This window comes from Streptomyces sp. NPDC048584 (assembly GCF_043199595.1).
Taxonomy (GTDB): Bacteria; Actinomycetota; Actinomycetes; order Streptomycetales; family Streptomycetaceae; genus Streptomyces; species Streptomyces edwardsiae.
Genome location: NZ_JBICWF010000023.1, coordinates 66198 through 83410, shown reverse-complemented (window position 1 = coordinate 83410; position 17213 = coordinate 66198). Strand labels below are relative to the sequence as shown.

14 protein-coding genes are annotated in these 17213 nt (G+C 71.3%); 6 read left to right on the top strand and 8 right to left on the bottom strand.

Translation table 11 applies throughout. The annotated features are described in order from the left end of the window. Window positions 1–137: 137 nt before the first annotated feature. The 6 genes from ACGFR9_RS34335 to ACGFR9_RS34310 form a co-directional block, all read right to left on the bottom strand. A complete protein-coding gene (locus tag ACGFR9_RS34335; protein WP_393216681.1) occupies window positions 138–1175 on the bottom strand; it encodes an ABC transporter permease in 1038 nt (345 codons plus the stop codon). Then, window positions 1172–2134, bottom strand: a complete 963-nt coding sequence (locus ACGFR9_RS34330) for an ABC transporter permease (RefSeq protein WP_393216679.1) — start codon at window positions 2132–2134, stop codon at window positions 1172–1174. The genes ACGFR9_RS34335 and ACGFR9_RS34330 overlap by 4 nt, the downstream gene beginning before the upstream one ends. Continuing rightward, on the bottom strand, window positions 2127–3686 hold the full coding sequence (locus ACGFR9_RS34325) for a sugar ABC transporter ATP-binding protein (protein ID WP_393216677.1): 1560 nt from the start codon (window positions 3684–3686) through the stop codon (window positions 2127–2129). The genes ACGFR9_RS34330 and ACGFR9_RS34325 overlap by 8 nt, the downstream gene beginning before the upstream one ends. 66 nt (window positions 3687–3752) lie before the next feature. Next, complete coding sequence (locus ACGFR9_RS34320) at window positions 3753–4850, bottom strand: ABC transporter substrate-binding protein (RefSeq protein ID WP_393216675.1); 1098 nt, start codon at window positions 4848–4850, stop codon at window positions 3753–3755. A 1115-nt stretch (window positions 4851–5965) separates the two neighbouring features. Then, window positions 5966–6985 (bottom strand): LacI family DNA-binding transcriptional regulator, encoded by a 1020-nt coding sequence (locus ACGFR9_RS34315; RefSeq protein WP_393216673.1) that lies wholly within the window; start codon window positions 6983–6985, stop codon window positions 5966–5968. 169 nt (window positions 6986–7154) lie between these two features. Next, window positions 7155–8168, bottom strand: coding sequence for a LacI family DNA-binding transcriptional regulator (locus ACGFR9_RS34310; protein WP_393216671.1), 1014 nt, complete (start codon window positions 8166–8168; stop codon window positions 7155–7157). 272 nt (window positions 8169–8440) lie between these two features. On the opposite strand from ACGFR9_RS34310, the gene ACGFR9_RS34305 reads away from it, so the two are divergent. From ACGFR9_RS34305 to ACGFR9_RS34285, 5 genes are all read left to right on the top strand, one after another. After that, a complete protein-coding gene (locus ACGFR9_RS34305) occupies window positions 8441–10267 on the top strand; it encodes a glycoside hydrolase family 2 protein (protein ID WP_393216669.1) in 1827 nt (608 codons plus the stop codon). Window positions 10268–10346: 79 nt separating this feature from the next. After that, window positions 10347–11717, top strand: a complete 1371-nt coding sequence (locus ACGFR9_RS34300) for an extracellular solute-binding protein (RefSeq protein WP_393216667.1) — start codon at window positions 10347–10349, stop codon at window positions 11715–11717. Window positions 11718–11739: 22 nt separating this feature from the next. After that, window positions 11740–12672 (top strand): carbohydrate ABC transporter permease, encoded by a 933-nt coding sequence (locus ACGFR9_RS34295; RefSeq protein ID WP_393216665.1) that lies wholly within the window; start codon window positions 11740–11742, stop codon window positions 12670–12672. 1 nt (window position 12673) lies between these two features. Next, window positions 12674–13618, top strand: coding sequence for a carbohydrate ABC transporter permease (locus ACGFR9_RS34290; protein ID WP_393216664.1), 945 nt, complete (start codon window positions 12674–12676; stop codon window positions 13616–13618). A 55-nt stretch (window positions 13619–13673) separates the two neighbouring features. Continuing rightward, window positions 13674–14864 (top strand): MFS transporter, encoded by a 1191-nt coding sequence (locus ACGFR9_RS34285; RefSeq protein WP_393216662.1) that lies wholly within the window; start codon window positions 13674–13676, stop codon window positions 14862–14864. An 83-nt stretch (window positions 14865–14947) separates the two neighbouring features. Here ACGFR9_RS34285 and ACGFR9_RS34280 read toward each other — a convergent pair whose 3' ends face one another. Then, entirely contained in the window at window positions 14948–15778 is an 831-nt protein-coding gene (locus tag ACGFR9_RS34280; RefSeq protein ID WP_393216660.1) for an alpha/beta fold hydrolase, read from the bottom strand. A 115-nt stretch (window positions 15779–15893) separates the two neighbouring features. Here ACGFR9_RS34280 and ACGFR9_RS34275 point away from each other — a divergent pair, with 115 nt between their 5' ends. Next, a complete protein-coding gene (locus tag ACGFR9_RS34275) occupies window positions 15894–16508 on the top strand; it encodes a DUF998 domain-containing protein (RefSeq protein ID WP_393216658.1) in 615 nt (204 codons plus the stop codon). On the opposite strand, the gene ACGFR9_RS34270 is transcribed toward ACGFR9_RS34275, so the two are convergent. Beyond that, on the bottom strand, window positions 16496–17137 hold the full coding sequence (locus ACGFR9_RS34270) for a TetR/AcrR family transcriptional regulator (RefSeq protein ID WP_393216656.1): 642 nt from the start codon (window positions 17135–17137) through the stop codon (window positions 16496–16498). The two genes, ACGFR9_RS34275 and ACGFR9_RS34270, sit on opposite strands and share 13 nt — an antisense overlap. Window positions 17138–17213: the final 76 nt, after the last annotated feature.

Here is a 17213-nt window from a genome sequence, read left to right as displayed (position 1 = left end):
GGTTGAGCCCCCCTGCCCCACACCGCGGTAGGGGGGGTGGGACCCGGGCGCCGGGGGCACCCGGCCGGCGGCGGTTGGGCCGGCCCCGGCCCGCGGGGTCCCCGGGTGCCGCGGCGTCCGCCGCGGCACCCGGAGCTCTACAACAGTTGCCGTCTGCGGCCCAGCCAGGTCTGGGCGACGACGACCAGGGCCAGGAAGGCACCGCTGACGACCTGCTGGTAGGAGGAGTCGAGGGAGCCGACCTGGTTGATGACGTTCTGGATCACCCTCAGCAGCAGCACCCCGACCAGCGAGCCGCTGACGTAGCCGAGCCCGCCGGTGAGCAGGGTGCCGCCGATGACGACGGCGGCGATGGCGTCCAGCTCCATGCCGTTGCCGAGGATCGTCACCCCGGAGGCCAGCCAGGCCGCGTTGAGCGCCCCGGCCAGTCCCGCCAGCACCCCGGACAGCGTGTAGACGAGGATCTTCGTACGGGCCACCGGGGCGCCCATCAGCGCCGCCGCGTCCTCGTTCCCGCCGACCGCGTACACATGCTGTCCGAAGCGCGTGCGGCGCAGGACGACGGCGCCGGCGACGAACAGCGCCAGCGTGATCCACACCGGGTTGCCGAGACCGAGGGTCGTGCCCTGGCCGAGTTCGGCCAGGAACGAACCCTTGCCGATCAGATACGTGTTGGCGCCCTCGTCGGTCAGCGCCAGCATCAGACCGCGCGCGCCGAGCATGGCCGCCAGGGTGACGATGAACGGCGCCAGCCGGGAGCGGGCCACCAGCAGCCCGTTGACGACGCCGATCGCCCCGCACACCACCAGCGGCAGCAGCAGCGCCACCAGGGTGCCGTGCCGCGAACCCCAGGCCGCCAGGACCCCGCCGAGCGCGAACAGAGAGCCGACCGACAGATCGATGCCCCCGGTGATGATCACGAAGGTCATGCCGAGCGCGACGATCGCCAGGAACGCCGAACTCGTCGCCATGTTGCCGACGTTGTCCCCGGTGGCGAAGGAGTCGAAGCTGAACGACGCCACCAGGGAGACGACCACCAGCACCGCCAGCGCGCCGTGCTGCTGGACCAGCGCGCTCAGCCTCTCCGAGCGGGCGGAGCCCACGGGCTCGGCGGCGGGCGCCGGCTTCTCGTCGCCCGCCGGGGCCACCGGGAGGCCCGTCTTCGTGGCGGTCATCGCTTCCCCCGTCCCCGTGCCGCGTAGACCGCGGCGACGATCACTATGGCCTGCGCGATCTGGGTCCAGGAGGGCGGCAGATCGTGCTTGATGAGGGTGGCGGTGAGCAGCTGGATGAGGACGGCTCCCGCCACGGTGCCGGCGATGTTCACCCGGCCGCCGGTCAGCGGAGTCCCGCCGACCACGACGGCGGTGATGGCGGACAGCTCCATCAAGTTGCCCAGCGACGTGGGATCGCTGGCCTGGAGCCGTGCGGTGGCGAGGACGCCCGCCACCGCGGCGAGCAGCGCGCAGCCGACGTACACCAGGATCAGCACGCGCCGCACCGGCAGTCCGGCGAGCTCCGCGGCCGGGCGGCTGTCACCGATGGCGAGGAGCTGCCGCCCGAAGGTGGTGCGGCGGACGACGAACGCCACCAGCAGCGCCAGCACGGTGGCGATCAGGATCAGATACGGGATGCCCAGCACATCGCCCGAACCCAGGGAGGCCAGCGCAGGGTTGCGCAGATCCTCCAGCTGCGGCAGCAGCACCAGGGCGACGCCCCGGCCGCCGACCATGAGCGCCAGTGTCGCCACGATCGGCTGCACCCCGACGAACGCCACCAGCGCCCCGTTGGCGAGCCCCACGGCGGCGGCGAACACCGCCACCACGAGAAGCGCCGGCAGGAGGCCGTAGCCGAGGTAGAGGGCCGTCACGGAGGCCGCCAGGGCCATCACGGCACCGACCGAGAGGTCGACGCCCTCGGTGCCGATGACCAGGGCCATGCCGAGCGCCACGATGATGACCGGGGCGACCTGCACGGCCTGGGTGCGGAAGTTCTCCGCGGACAGGAAGTGCGGGGTGATGGCGATGTTGACGACCAGCAGCAGCGCCACGCCGGCGTACACACCGTACGTCTGCAGCCACTGCAGCACGCGGGCCTTGTCCAGCGGGACGGTCTTGAGGGCGGCTTCAGCCATCGGTGGCCGCCTCCTCGACCGCGTCCTTCTCCGGGGCGTGCCCGGCGATGGTCCGCATCAGCTTGTCCTCGGTGACCTCGTCGCCGGTCAGTTCACCGACGACCGCACCGTCCTTCAGTACGACCACGCGGTCGGACCCTTCGATCAGTTCCTCCAGATCGGAGGAGATGAGCAGGACGCCCAGGCCGTCGGCGGCCAGTTCGTCCACGAGTTTCTGCACCTCGGCCTTGGCGCCGACGTCGATGCCCCGGGTGGGCTCGTCCAGGAGCAGCACCTTGGGGTTCATCGCCAGCCAGCGGGCGAGCAGCACCTTCTGCTGGTTGCCGCCGGAGAGTTCGCCGACCTTCTGCTGCGGTGAGGAGGCCTTGATCCGCAGCCGCTCGATGAACGTGTCCACGATGCTGTCGACCCGCGCCTCGGAGACAAGTCCGAAGCGGGACAGCCGGGGCAGCACGGCCAGCGAGATGTTCTCGCGCACCGAAAGGCCGGGCACGATGCCCTCGCTCTTGCGGTCCTCCGGCAGCAGGCTGATGCCGGCCCGGATGGCGGCGGGAGTGGAGCCGCCGCGCAGTGGCACCCCGGCCACCGTGACCCGGCCCGAACTGGTCGCCAGCGCACCGGAGATGGCCTTCGCGGTCTCGGTGCGTCCGGAGCCGAGCAGCCCGCCGAGTCCGACGACCTCGCCGGGGCGGATGCTCACCGACACCTCGTTCAGCTTGTGCGGGACCGTCAGTCCGACGGCCTCCAGCACGGGCCGGCTGTCGGTGGCGTGGTGGTCGCCGGTGAACTTCGTCAGCCCCTCCTGACGGACCTCGCCCAGCTCCCGGCCCAGCATAGTGGAGACCAGGGAGAGCCGGTCGAGTTCGGCGAGCCGGCCGTGGTGGACACGGCGGCCGTCGCGCAGCACCGTGACCGTGTCGCAGACGGCGTACAGCTCGTCCAGGCGGTGACTGACGTAGACGACGGCGATGCCCTCGTCGCGCAGCCGGCGGATGACCGAGAACAGCGTCTCGACCTCCCGCGGCTCCAGCGAGGAGGTCGGCTCGTCCATGATGACGATCCGGGCCTCGCTCGCCACGGCACGCGCCAGGGCGACCATCTGCTGCGCGCCGACACCGAGGGTCCGCAGCGGGCGGCGGACGTCCACCCGGACGCCGTACTCGCGCAGCGCCTCCTCGGCCTCGCGGTTCATGCGGGCCGAGTCGAGCAGGCCGAAACGGTTCCGCGGCTCGCGGCCCAGGAAGAGGTTGCGGGCCACGCTCAGCAGCGGGATGAGGTTGACCTCTTGGTAGATGGTCGAGATCCCGGCCTTCTGGGCCTCCAGCGGCGTACCGAAGGAGACCGTACGGCCCTGGAAAACGATGTCACCGGCGTCGGGCCGGTACACCCCGGTGAGGAGCTTGATGAGGGTCGACTTGCCGGCGCCGTTCTCGCCGATGAGGGCGTGGACCTCACCGGGGTGCAGGGTCAGGTCCACGTCGTCCAGGGCCCGGACGCCGGGGAAGGACTTGCTCAGTCCGCGGACGGCGAGGACTTCGGCGGGGGGAGCCACCTGTGCCTCCAGGAAGAAAGTGGTGACGGACGGACGGGGGGCCCGGAAGACCGGGCCCCGGAGCGGTCAGTAGGCCTTGCCGAGGTCCTGCTCGGCGTTGTCCGCGCTGTAGGCGCTGTCCTGGATCACGATGTCCTGGGCGACTTCCTTGCCCTGGGTGAAGGTGTCCAGCGTCTGGAACGCCAGCGGGCCGAACCTCGGGTTGGACTCGATGACACCGCTGATCCAGCCGTCGACGACGCCCTGGACGGCGTTGCGCGTACCGTCGACCGTGATGATCTTGACGTCGCCGGCCTTCTTGCCCGCGCCCTTCAGCGCGGCGACCGCGCCGAGGCCCATCTCGTCGTTCTCCGCGTAGACGCCCTTGATGCCGGGCTTGGACTGGATGAGCTGCTCGGTGACCTGCTGGCCCTTCTCACGGGTGAAGTCACCGGTCTGCTCGAAGACGACCTTCAGATCGGGGGCCTTCTCGGCGACCCGCTCCTTGAAGCCCTTGGTGCGCTCGGTGGTGACGTTGTTGCCGGCCGAGCCGAGCAGGATGGCGACCTCGCCCTTGCCGCCGGTGGCCTCGATCATCTGGTCGGCGGCCCGTCGGCCCTGCTCGACGAAGTCCGAGGCGATGAAGGAGACATAGTCCTTGCACGCGGTCGCGTTGATCTTACGGTCGATGGTGACGATCGGGACCTTCTTCGCGGCGGCGGCCTGCAGCACCGGGTCCCAGCCGTCGGAGTTGAGCGGGGCGATCACCAGCAGGTCGACGCCCTTGGCGAGCAGCGTCTGGACGTCGCTGATCTGCTTGGAGAACTGCGACTGGGCGTTGGCCGTGAGCAGCTTGACGCCTCTCTCGGCCGCCTCGTCCTTGATGGACTGCGTCTCCGCGATCCGGAACGGGTTGGCCTCCTTCTCCGACTGGGAGAAGCCGACGGTGGCGCCCTTGAGATCGAGCTTCTCGCCGCCGTAGGCGTCGATGGTGCAGGTCTTGCTGCCCGGCTTCGGCGTGACGACCTTCTGGCCGGCGTCGGCGGCGGCCGCCGGGGACTTCTTGCTGTCCGCCGCGTCGTCCTCCGACTTGGCGCAGGAGGAGGCGGTCAGGGCCACGGCGGCGGCCAAGGCCACGACCACGGGACGGGCGAGAAGGTGAGAACGGTGAGTGCTGCGCTGCATGGTGACCCCGATCCGGGTGACGCTGAAAAGGGAACTGGGGAGCCGAAAGGCCCGCGGATGTGTAGCTGCTCCCCTTGTGCAAGGAGTTTTTACATCGTTGGAAGGATGCTGTAAACCCCCTGCGCGCAAGGGGCGAACGGAACGCCCCGCGGCCCCCCGGTCCGCACGACGGCCCCACACCCGGGCAAGCGCTTGCCCGCGGCCGCCGCAACCCGGGGAGTTGTGCCGGGCGGTACCTCGCGGTCCACAGGAAGCAGTGCCGGCCCGGGCGGCGGGGGACGGCACGCGGGCACGGCGTGCACCTCACAACTACGGTGTGACCCACCGCACTTCGAGACCCTGCCCCACGTGCTCCGCTCCCGCGCGCAGTCACGCCGCGCCTCCGCGTGCCGTCGCGCGGTGCCTGCCGTTTTCGCGGGCAGTCTCGCCGCACCCCCGCTCCCGCGCGGCAGTTGCGCTGTGCGTTCCGCTCCCGCGGGGAGTCACGCCGCATGGAACCGCCCTCCGCGGCAGTCGTATACCGACGCTCCCGCGGGCAGTTGTGCCCTGCCTTCGGCTCCCGCGTGCGGTCGCGTCACGGCCCCCCGCCTTGTGCGGGCAGTCGTATACCGCCGCTCCCGCATGCGGTTGCGCTGTGTGCTCCGCTCCCGCATGCGGTTGCGCTGTGTGCTCCGCTCCCGCGGGCAGTTGCGCTGTTTCCGCTGCCGCGGGGAGTCATGCCGCATGCATCCGCCTTCGGCGGGCAGTCGTATACCGTCGTTCCCGCGGGCAGGCGTGCCTCCTCAGTGCCTTGAGGGCCTGGGAGGTACCCCCAGGGCGGCACGGGCGGGCGCGACGACACCCCGTCGGCGCCGGGCTGCGTCACCCGCCCCGGCCCGCCCCCCCGGCGCCACCGAGGGCACCTCAACTCCCCCCGGCCCACGCCCGCTCCGGCGTGTCGGCGCGCACGGACGCCCAGGACCCCACCAGCTCCGCAGGCGTGTCGTGCCCTCACGGCGGATCCCGCCCGCATCCCCGCCGGGCCGCCCCCGCCGCCCACATACCGGCCCCGAGCGACGACGCCGGCGTGTCACCCCCGCCCCCGCACGCCGCGCGGGCGTGTCGCACCCTCGGGCTCAGCCTCCCGCCGCGGGCCGCCCCAACGTGCTCTCCCGCTCGGCGAGTTGATAATCCGCCCAGATCCGCCGCGGCTCCGGCGCCCGGTCATTGAGCCGCGCCAGCACCGACTCCACCGCCAAGCGCCCGATCGCGGCCTTGTCCGGCGACACGGACGTAAGCGTCACCGCCCCGAACCGCCCCTCGATCACATCGTCGAAGCCGACGACCGCGATGTCCTCCGGCACCCGCAGCCCCCGCTCGTGCAGCACCCGCATGGCCCCGATCGCCATCGGGTCGTTGTAGGCGAACACCGCGTCGGGCCGCCGTCCGCTGTCGAGGATGTGGTTCATGGCCAGCGCCCCGTCGGCGTGTCCCCAGCCGTCCGTGGCGGCGACGAGTCCCTCGTCGGACGACAGCCCCGCCGCGCTCAGCTCCTCGCGCCAGCCCTGCACACGCAGTTGCGCCGGCTCGCTCCTGCGCCGCCGTGCCCCGATGAACGCCACCTCCCGGCGCCCGAGACCGATGAGGTGTCGTACGGCGGCGCGGGCCGCGGCCACGTTGTCGATGGCGATGTGGTCGTACGGCAGGTCGTAGTCCCGCTCGCCGAGCAGCACCAGCGGTACGTCCTCGGCGCGGTCGCGGAGGTCCTCGGTCTCCAGCTCGATGGGACTGAGGATGAGTCCGTCGATGACCCGGGCCCGGAAGCCCTGGCTCACCAGCAGCTCCTGCTCGCGCGAGCCGCCGGTGTGATCGAGCAGCACGATGTAGTCGTGCTCGGACGCGGCGTCGATGACGGAGGCGGCCAGTTCGGCGAAGTAGGGGTTACCGAGCTCCGGCAGCGCGAGCGCGATGATGCCCGTACGCCCCTTCCGCAGATGTCTCGCGGCGAGGTTGGGCCGGTAGCCGAGCGCGTCGATGGACCGCTGGACACGCTCGCGCATGGCCGGGGTGACGTGCTGGTAGTTGTTCACCACATTGGAGACGGTCTTGATGGAGACCCCCGCGTGCGCGGCGACGTCCTTGAGGCTGACCCGCACGGCAATCCCTTCGTGAGCGGCCCGACTCGGTTGGTCGGTGCGGATGGGGAGCCGTCACCATGAGCCGTGCGCCGAGCCGCTGGGCTCAAGTTTTACAACGTTATACATGCCGTCCCGTGACACTGACAAGGCGTGAACAGGGGGCGTGTCGAGAACGCCCCCGCACGCCTCATCCTCCCGAACTCTCCCGCACGATCAGCCGGTGTCCCGCCGTCTCGTCCACCGCGGGACCACCCGGTCCGTCCGCGTCGATACGGTCCAGCAGCAGCTCCACCGCCCGCCGCGCGATGCCTCGTTTGTCCGGGGCGACCGTCGTGATGGTGGGGATGCTGTAGCGGGTTGCCTCGATGTCGTCGAAGCCGGTCACGTCCAGGTCTCCGGGTACCGACCAGCCGTCCTCGTGCAGGGCGCGCACCGCGCCCAGTGCCAGGTGGTCGTTGAGGCAGAGCATCGCGTCGGGGCGTTCCGGCAGCCGCATGAGGGCGCGGGCGGCGGCGGCCCCGTCGGCCCAGCGGAAGGCGGGGACGGGGAGGATCAGCTCCTGGCGCAGTGCGACCCCGGCCGCCGCCAGGGCCTCCTGATGGCCGACGGTGCGCAGCCGGCTGGTGTTCCGCGATCCGTGCGGATCACCGCCGATCACCGCGATACGCCTGCGGCCCCGCGCCAGCAGATGCCCGGTCGCCTCGCGGGCCGCCGTCACGTTGTCGATCGCCACATGGTCGGCGCTGCCGGGCAGATTGCACTCGCCGAGCAGGACCAGCGGCAGCCGGGTGTCGCGATCGGCCAGGTCGGCGGGTTCCAGCGCGAGCGGCGAGAGGATGACGCCGTCGGTGAACTGGGCGTCGAACCCGTGCACCGCCGCCAGTTCCTTCTCGCGCCGCCCGCCCGTCTCCACCAGCAGCGTGGTGCTGCCCCGGCGCTCGGTCTCCGCCATGACATGCCGGGCGAGCTCCGCGAAGTATGCGACGTCCAGGTCCGGCACGGCCAGCGCGATCATGCCCGTACGGCCCCGGCGGAGCTGCCGTCCGGCGATGTTGACGCGGTAGCCGAGCGTGTCGATGGCCTCCCGCACCGCGGTCCGGGTCCGCTCGGAGACGTGCTCGTAGTCGTTGAGGACGTTCGACACCGTCTTCGCCGAGACTCCGGCGTACTCCGCGACATCCTTGATCCTCGGCCTGCTCATGCTTCCCTTCTCGGAGTCCGTCGTCCGGATCGCGACGCGGACGCGGGGCACACGCCCCCACCGCGCGCCCGGGAGGGGCCCGTCGCAGCCGCCGAGCGGCGCCGCCCGACCCCTCCCGCCGCCTCCGGGATCGTAACCGCCGCCATGCCCGGCCAGGCCGCGGGCAGCGTGAATCGTTCCATCGAAAACTTTCCGCCGTCGCCATTTACATCGATGTAATCGTATGGTCGCATGACCCCGTACGCAGCGCACCTGCACTGATGAGGAGCAGCATGAGCACGCCCCTGCCCCAGGACCTCCCGCGTCCGGAGTACCCCCGGCCCCAGTTCGTCCGCGAGGCATGGCTGAATCTCAACGGACGCTGGCAGTTCGAGACGGACCGCGGGGACAGCGGACTCGAGCGCGGACTGCGCGAACGCGACCTCACGGGCGAGATCCTCGTACCCTTCTGCCCCGAGTCCGAACTGTCGGGAATCGGCGACACGGACTTCCTGGAGGCCGTCTGGTACCGGCGCGCGGTCACCATCCCGGCCGAGTGGTCCGGGAACGACGTACTGCTGCACTTGGGGGCGGTGGACCACGACGCCACCGTCTGGGTCAACGGCACCGAGGTCGCCCGCCACCGCGGCGGCTTCACCCCCTTCACTGCGGAGCTGCGCGGAGTCGTCGCGCCCGGCGAGGAGGCCGTGATCGTGGTCCGCGCCCGCGACACCCGGCACGGCCCGCAGGCCCGGGGCAAGCAGGCCACCTGGTACGCCAACACGCACTGCCACTACACCCGGACCACCGGGATCTGGCAGACGGTGTGGCTGGAACCCGTGCCGGCCGCCGCCCGCCTCAAGCGCCCGCGGATCACCCCCGACCTGGGCTCCGGCTCGTTCCACCTCGACCTCCCGGTCACCGGCAACCTGCCGGGCCACCGGGTGCGCGCGGTCCTCTCCGACGAGCACGGCGACGTCGTGACCGCCTCCGCCCGCGCGGATCTCGACCTCTGCCCCCGGCTGGTGCTTACCGTGCCCGAAAACCGGCTGCGCACCTGGTCACCCTCGGACCCGCACCTCTACGGGCTGCGCCTCCAACTCCTCGACGCCGAGGGCGGGATCGTGGACGAGGCGACGTCGTACGCCGGACTGCGCTCGGTCGCCCTGCACGGCAAGCGGGTCCTGCTCAACGGCGAGCCCGTTTTCCAGCGGCTGGTGCTCGACCAGGGCTACTACCCGGACGGGCTGATGACCGCGCCCACCGACGCCGACCTCGTGCGCGACATCGAACTGGGCCTGCGGGCGGGCTTCAACGGGGCCCGACTGCACCAGAAGGTGTTCGAGGAGCGTTACCTCTACCACGCCGACCGGCTCGGCTACCTGGTGTGGGGCGAGTTCGGCGACTGGGGCTGCGAGACCGGCGTACGCGACGACAACCAGCGCCCCGACGCAGGTTACGTCGCCCAGTGGCTGGAAGCCCTGGAACGCGACCACTCCCACCCGTCGATCATCGGCTGGTGCCCGCTGAACGAGACGTACCAGAACCTGCACGACCGGATCACCCAACTGGACGACGTCACCCGGGCGATGTTCCTGGCCACCAAGCAGGCCGACCCGAGCCGCCCGGTGATCGACGCCTCCGGCTACGCCCACCGCGTGGCGGAGACCGACGTCTACGACTCGCACTGCTACGAACAGGACCCCCGGGTCTTCGCGAAGACCATGGCAGGCCTCGCCGAGGACCGCCCGTACGTCAACACCGGCCCCGACGGCCGCGACTGGTCCGTCCCCTACCGCGGACAGCCCTACTTCTGCAGTGAGTTCGGCGGCATCTGGTGGGACGCGGCCGCCGCCGCGACCGCCGCGGGCGACGAACGCGGAGCCTCCTGGGGATACGGCGAACGGCCGCGCAGCACCGACGAGTTCGTCGCCCGCTTCACCGGCCTGGTGGATGTTCTGCTCGACGACCCCGACATGTTCGGCTACTGCTACACACAGCTCACCGACGTCTTCCAGGAACGCAACGGCGTCTACGGCTTCGACCGCGCCGAGAAGTTCGACACCGCCGCACTGCGCCGCGTCCAGCAGCGCACGGCCGCCTGCGAATCCGACGGCTGACCGCACCACCCCCGACCCCACGGCATGTCGGCCGCGGCGTCCGCCGGTGATGTACATCGATGTAGAGAAAGGTAGTGCCATGGTCGACCTGCCTGGCCCACGGGCCGCCTCCGCCGTGCCGGAAGGCAGCCGTGCCGCGCCGTCCCGACGGAGCCTGCTGCGGGCCTCGTTGGCCTCCGCCGCCGTACTCCTCGGCGGCGGGGCGCTCGCCGGCTGCGGTTCCGCGTCGGCCGCCGCGGACCCGCGCACCGTGCGTATGTGGGACCTGTTCAGCGGCGCCGACGGCGCCCTGCTCGACGAGCTCATCGGCACCGCACGGTCCGACATGCCCGGCACCCGCGTCGAGCGGACCGTGCTCGAATGGGGCACGCCCTACTACACCAAGCTCGCCATGGCCTCGGCCGGCGGACGCGGCCCGGACGTCGCCATCTCCCACATGTCGCGGCTCGCGGGATACGCGCCGCTCGGGCTGCTCGACCCCTGGGACACCGGTCTGCTCGCCGAATTCGGCGTCCGTGAACAGGACTTCGCCGCAGCGGTGTGGGGCCGGACCCAGTTCGAGGGCCGGACGTTCGCCATCCCGCTGGACACCCACCCGTTCATCGTCTTCTACCACCCCGACCCCGTCCGCAAGGCCGGACTGCTGACCGGCGACGGAAGCCTCGACCAGGACGCCTTCTCCACCCCGGAGCGCTTCCTCGAAGCCGGCCGGGAACTGGCCAGGGCCTCCGGCAAGCAGGGCATCGCCTTCGGCTACGTCAACGACACCGCGCAGGGCTGGCGGCTGTTCTACGGCCTCTACCGGCAGACCGGCAACGACTTCGACCTTCCCATCGGCGGTCGGGTCGCCGCGAACGTCGAAGCGATGACCGAGGTCATCGCCTTCATGCAGAAACTCGTCGACGGCCGCGCCAACCCGCGCCGCCTCGACTACCCGGCCGCCCTGGCCAACTTCACCAACGACCAGAGCGCCATGATCCTCTCCGGCGAATGGGAACTCGGCACCTTCCAGGCCGCCGACCCCGGGCTCGGGGCCGCGCCCTTCCCCACGGTGTTCGGCACCCCGGCGGTCTACGCCGACTCCCACTCCTTCGTCCTGCCGCGCCGCCCCGACCCCGACGAGGCACACCGCAGGCGCACCCACCAGGCGGTGGCCGCGATCCTCAAGGCCGGCCAGACCTGGGCGAAGGCCGGGCACATCCCCGCCTACCAGCCGGTGACCCGCACCCGGGAGTACACGCGGCTCGAGCCGCAGGCCCGGTACGCCGCGGCGGCCGACCACGTGGTCCTCGACCCGGCCGTCTGGTTCGCCGGAGCCGGCTCCGACTTCCAGAACTCCATGTCACAGGTGCTCCAGCAGTCGATGCTCGACGGCCTGGCACCCGACCGGGCGGCCCGCGCCATGGTCGAGCGGATCAACACCGCCCTCTCCAAGCCCAGCCCGGCCTGAGCCGCCGCGAAGGAGGCAGCAGATGTCCACCGAACTCGCTTCCCGCGGCCGTCCGAAGGCCGCCCGCCCTGCCCGGGGGACCGGCGCGACACTGCGCCGCGCCGTCTCCCCGGGACTTCTCTTCGCCCTGCCGTTCCTCGTCCTGTTCGTCCTCTTCATGCTCTGGCCCCTGGTCCAGGGCGCCTGGATGAGCCTCACCGACACCTCGCTCGCCGCCCAGGACCCGTCCTTCATCGGACTGGACAACTACGCGGAGGCTCTCGGCGACGCCGAGATGTGGCGCTCGATGTGGCACACCGTGTGGTTCACCGTCGTCTCCACCGTGCCCCTGGTGGCCGTAGCCCTCGGCATGGCCCTCCTGGTGTACACGGGACTGCCCGGACAATGGGTGTGGCGGCTCGCCTTCTTCGCCCCCTACCTGCTGCCGGTCGGTGTGATCGGCCTGCTGTGGGGCTGGCTGTACCAGCCGGACCTCGGCCTCTACAACCACCTGCTGCAGGCGGTCGGCCTGGACGGCTACGCCTGGCTCAGCGACGAGTCCGTCGCCCTCTACGCCATCGTGATCGCCACCCTGTGGTGGACCGTCGGCTTCAACTTCCTGCTGTTCCTCGCCGCGCTCCAGGCCGTGCCCGACCACCTGTACGAGGCCGCCGCGCTGGACGGCGCCGGCGCCTGGCGGCGGCTGTGGCACGTGACGCTCCCACAGCTGCGGCGCATCATCGGCGTCGTCACGGTGCTGCAGATCCTCGCCTCGCTGAAGGTCTTCGACCAGGTGTACCTGCTCACCAAGGGCGGACCCGACGGCTCCACCCGCCCCGTCGTCGAATACCTCTACGACATGGGCTTCACCGGCTACCGCCTCGGTTACGCCTCCGCCATCAGCTACGTCTTCTTCGCCCTCATCGTCCTCGCCTCCGCCGTGCAGTTCGTCGCCCTTCGCCGCAGGGAGAAGTGACATGACCTCCACCGACGTCCCGACACGGCCCGCGCGCCGTTCGGTCTCCCCGCTCCCCGCCGCCCGCCGGGCCCACCGCGACCGGCCCACCCCGCCGCGCGGACCCAACCTCACCCTCGGCCCGAGCCGACTGTCCCGCGTCCTCGCCCTGACGGCCCTCGCGGTGATGGCGCTGATCTGGCTGCTCCCGATGGCCTGGGCCGTACTCACGGCGTTCAAGTCCGAGCAGGACGCCAGCGATCCGCTGCACTGGATCCGGCCCCAGGGCGGCTTCACCCTCGACGGCTTCCGCACCGTGATCGAACGCGGCGACCTGCCCCTGTGGATGCTGAACAGCTTCCTCATCGCGGCGGCCGTCACCGCCCTCACCGTGGCCGTGTCCGCGATGGCAGGCTACGCGTTCTCCCGCACACTGTTCCGCGGCCGGCGGTGGCTGTTCACCGTCACCATGGCGTCGATCCTGGTGCCCCCGCAGCTGCTGATCGTGCCGTGGTTCCAGCAGATGCTCACCCTGGGCCTGGTCGACACCTACGCGGCGGTGATCCTGCCGCAGACGGTCGCGCCCGTCATGGTCTTCATCCTGAAGAAGCACTTCGACTCCGTCCCGCGCGAACTGGAGGAGGCCGCCCGCATCGACGGCGCCGGCCACGCCCGGATCTTCTGGTCCGTGATGCTGCCGCTGTCCCGCCCCATGCTCGCCGCCGTGTCGATCTTCGTGTTCATCGGCGCGTGGAACAACTTCATGTGGCCCTTCGTGTCCACCTCCGACCCGGACCTGATGACCCTGCCGGTCGGCATCACCGCCGTGAAGGACGCCTACGGCGTTAACTACGCCCAGACCATGGCCTCCTCCGTACTGGCCGCACTGCCCCTGGTGCTGGTGTTCGTCTTCTTCCAGCGGCACATCGTGAAGTCCGTGGCGACGACCGGTCTCGGCGGTCAGTGACCCCGGTGGCGGGCGCCCGGGGGACCGCGGCCGGGTGAGGCGTTAGCGTCGGGGCATGGCCGGTGATCGCCGCGGATGGCGGGTGTGTCTGCTCGGCGGTGCGGTGTTCGCGGTGTGCATGACCGGCACCACGCTGCCCACCCCGCTCTACCCCCTGTACCAGCAGAAGTTCGGCTTCTCCGAGCTGACGGTCACCGTCGTCTACGCCGCGTACGCCTTCGCCGTCATCGGTGTGCTGCTGCTGGCCGGCAACGCCTCGGACGCGGTCGGCAGACGTCCGGTGCTGCTGTGGGGCCTGGGCTGCGCGGCCGCGAGCGCCGTCTGCTTCCTGTGCGCCACGGGGCTGGGCTGGCTGTACGCGGGGCGGGTGCTGTCGGGGCTCTCCGCCGGACTGTTCACCGGGGCGGCCACGGCGTACGTCATGGAGTCGGCCCCGCCCGGCGGCACCGCGCGGGCCACGTTCGTCGCCACCGCCGTCAACATGGGCGGCCTCGGCTGCGGCCCACTGCTCGCCGGAATCCTCGCCGAGTACGCGCCCTGGCCGCTGTATCTGCCGTTCGCCGTGCATCTCGCCCTGGTCGCCTGCTCGACGGCGGTGCTGCTCCGGCTTCCGGAGACCGTGGCGGAGCGCCGCCCGCTGAGCACCGTACGACCCCAGCGGCCCGGTGTGCCTCCGCCGGTCCGGCCGGTGTTCGGCCCGGCGGCGACCGCCTCGTTCGTGGGGTTCGCGTTGTTCGGTGTGTTCACCGCCGTCAGTCCCGCCTTCCTCGCCGAGTACCTGGACGTGACCGATCACGCGGTGAGCGGGCTGGTCGTGGCGCTGGCCTTCTTCTCCTCGACCGGCGGACAGCTGGCCGCCGGCCACGTCGGCACGGTGCGGGCACTGCCGCTGGGCTGCGCCGGACTCTTCGTCGGGCTGGCGCTGCTCGCGGGCGCGCTGCACTGGGATCTGCTGTCCCTGGTGGTGCTGAGCGCGGTCACCGGGGGCCTCGGCCAGGGGCTGGCCTTCCGGGGCGCGCTGTCCGCGGTGAGCGGGGCGTCCCCGCCGGACCGGCGCGCGGCGGTGATCTCGACGCTGTTCGTGGTGGCGTACCTGGGCATCTCGGTGCCGGTCATCGGCGTGGGGCTGCTGACCGGCCCGATGGGGCTGGAGGGCGCGGGACTGGTGTTCATCGCCTGTATGGGAGTCCTGGTCGTGGCGTCGACCGGCTATCTCCTGCGGCGCCCGGTGCCGGCGGGGACGTGAGCGCGGGGCGTACGGCCGAGGGGTGCCGGCCACCGGGCGTGGCGGGCACCCCCTTCCGTGCGCTGTGAGGCGGCCGCACCCGCCTAGGACTTCACGAACTCCAGGATGTCGCGGTTGAGGACGTCCGGGTGGGTCGACAGCATGCCGTGGGGGTACCCCTCGTAGGTCTTCAGGGTGCCGTGCTTCAGCAACTCGACCGTGAGCGGTGCGGAGTCCTCGTACGGGACGATCTGGTCGTCGGTGCCGTGCGCGACGAGCACCGGGACGTCGATCTGCTTGAGGTCCTCGGTGAAGTCGGTCTCGGAGAACGCCTTGATGCACTCGTACTGGGCGTTGGCCGCGCCCGTCATGCCCTGTCGCCACCAGTTGTCGATCAGCCCCTGGGAGACCTCCGCGCCGGGGCGGTTGAAGCCGTAGAACGGACCTGACGGCACGTCGATGTAGAGCTGCGCGCGGTTGGCGGCCAGAGCCGCACGGAACCCGTCGAAGACCTCGAGGGGCGTTCCGCCGGGATTGCTCTCGGACTTGACCATGACCGGGGGAACCGCGCCGACCAGCACCGCCTTCCCGACCCGGCCCGGCTCCGCCCGCGCCACATAGCGCGTGGCCTCGCCGCCGCCGGTCGAATGCCCGATGTGGACGGCGCCGCGCAGATCGAGGGCGCCGGTCAGCGCCGCCACGTCCGCCGCGTAGGTGTCCATGTCGTGGCCCGACGAGGTCTGGCTCGAGCGCCCGTGGCCGCGCCGGTCGTGGGCGATCACGCGATAGCCGTGCGAGAGGAAGAACAGCATCTGGTTGTCCCAGTCGTCCGCGCTGAGCGGCCAGCCGTGGTGGAAGACGATCGGCTGTCCGTCGCGCGGACCCCAGTCCTTGTAGAAGATGGTCGTGCCGTCGGGGGTGGTGACCGTGCCCATGGGTGATCCCTCCGAGTGAACCGGATCGACGGCATTCACCTTACGCGCCGACCCGGCACCCCTCATCTCCGGAATGCACATCGAAGAGCGTTTGATCACGTTCTATGGTGATCCGATGGTGTCTGTTCCCAGATGGGTCCTGTTCTCGTCGGGGTGTGCGCCCGTCCTGCTGATCGCGGGCTGGGTGATCGCGGCGTCGTTGGAGGGGCCCGCCTACGACCCCGTCACCCAGACGATCAGCGTGCTTGCTGCCTACGGTGCCGCGGGTTCCTGGGTGATGACCGGGGCGCTGCTCGCCCTGGGCGCCTGCCATCTGCTCACCGCCTGGGGGTTGCGGGTGGCGGCTACCGCCGGGCGCGTGGCGCTGGCCGGCGGGGGAGTGGCGGCACTGGTGGTGGCGATGCTGCCGGCGCCGAGCAGTGGCGGATCCCTGCGGCACGGCTCGGTGGCCGCCGTGGGATTCGCACTGCTGGCCCTGTGGCCGATGCTGGCCGCCGTCGGCGGCCGTGCCGTTCCCTGGGCGCTGCGGCCGGCGGCTTCGGCCGCGGCGACCGCGCTGATGGTCGTCGGCGCGGTCTGGTTCCTCGTCGAGACGCACCGTCACGGCGTCGCGGGCCTCGCGGAACGGGTGGTGACGGTCCTTCAGTCCTTGTGGCCCTTCGTGGTCGTCACCTCCTGTCTCCGTCGTGCCGGGGACGGCGGAGAGCCGCCCGCGGGTCAGGCAGACTGACGGGGATCGGTGAGGTGCAGACCGGCGGGCGGGTGGTGCGGCAGCGTGCGGGCGCCGGTGGCGAACAGGCCGTCGAAGGCGAGCTCGAGGTAGCGGCGCCAGGCCTGCGGCTGCTGGTCCAGCACGGGCGCGGCCGTCTGATGGATGCCGCCGAGCAGCAGTACGACGTCCGTCCCCGTGATGTCGCCGCGTACGGTGCCCTGTTCGCGTGCCCGGGCGGTGAGGGCCTCGACCGTGTCGCAGAGGCGGGCGATCTCGTCCCGCACCTCGGCGTGCTGCAGCGACGGCCGCCCGATCACCTCGCAGAACGCACGGTCGGCGGCGAGGGTCTCCACACCGGCCGTCATGAACTCCCGTAGTGCCGCACCGGCGTCGTCGGCCCTCAGCAGGCGTTCCGCGGTGCCGACGAGCCCGCCGAGCAGCCGGAGCGTGATCGCCGCGAGCAGATCGTCCTTCGACGGGAAGTGCCGGAACACCGTGCCCTTGGCGACGCCCGCCCGCTGTGCGATCTCGCCCATCGACACGTCCACCCCGCCCTCGGCGAACGCCTGCGTCGCCGCCGTGAGCAGCAGATGCCGGTTGCGGACCATGTCCGCCCGCGGGCTCTGCGCGGGCGCCCTCTCGATCATGGTGCCTCCTCCTGACGGAAACCTATCAGCAAGGTGACCGGGCGGTCATGCTAGCTTGGTTCAAAATGACCGCACG

Coding starts and splice junctions, on each gene's coding strand:
- ACGFR9_RS34335 (WP_393216681.1), bottom strand. CDS start 1,175: ATGACCGCCACGAAGACGGGCCTCCCGGTGGCCCCGGCGGGCGACGAG.
- ACGFR9_RS34330 (WP_393216679.1), bottom strand. CDS start 2,134: ATGGCTGAAGCCGCCCTCAAGACCGTCCCGCTGGACAAGGCCCGCGTG.
- ACGFR9_RS34320 (WP_393216675.1), bottom strand. CDS start 4,850: ATGCAGCGCAGCACTCACCGTTCTCACCTTCTCGCCCGTCCCGTGGTC.
- ACGFR9_RS34310 (WP_393216671.1), bottom strand. CDS start 8,168: ATGAGCAGGCCGAGGATCAAGGATGTCGCGGAGTACGCCGGAGTCTCG.
- ACGFR9_RS34305 (WP_393216669.1), top strand. CDS start 8,441: ATGAGCACGCCCCTGCCCCAGGACCTCCCGCGTCCGGAGTACCCCCGG.
- ACGFR9_RS34300 (WP_393216667.1), top strand. CDS start 10,347: ATGGTCGACCTGCCTGGCCCACGGGCCGCCTCCGCCGTGCCGGAAGGC.
- ACGFR9_RS34295 (WP_393216665.1), top strand. CDS start 11,740: ATGTCCACCGAACTCGCTTCCCGCGGCCGTCCGAAGGCCGCCCGCCCT.
- ACGFR9_RS34290 (WP_393216664.1), top strand. CDS start 12,674: ATGACCTCCACCGACGTCCCGACACGGCCCGCGCGCCGTTCGGTCTCC.
- ACGFR9_RS34285 (WP_393216662.1), top strand. CDS start 13,674: ATGGCCGGTGATCGCCGCGGATGGCGGGTGTGTCTGCTCGGCGGTGCG.
- ACGFR9_RS34280 (WP_393216660.1), bottom strand. CDS start 15,778: ATGGGCACGGTCACCACCCCCGACGGCACGACCATCTTCTACAAGGAC.
- ACGFR9_RS34275 (WP_393216658.1), top strand. CDS start 15,894: ATGGTGTCTGTTCCCAGATGGGTCCTGTTCTCGTCGGGGTGTGCGCCC.
- ACGFR9_RS34270 (WP_393216656.1), bottom strand. CDS start 17,137: ATGATCGAGAGGGCGCCCGCGCAGAGCCCGCGGGCGGACATGGTCCGC.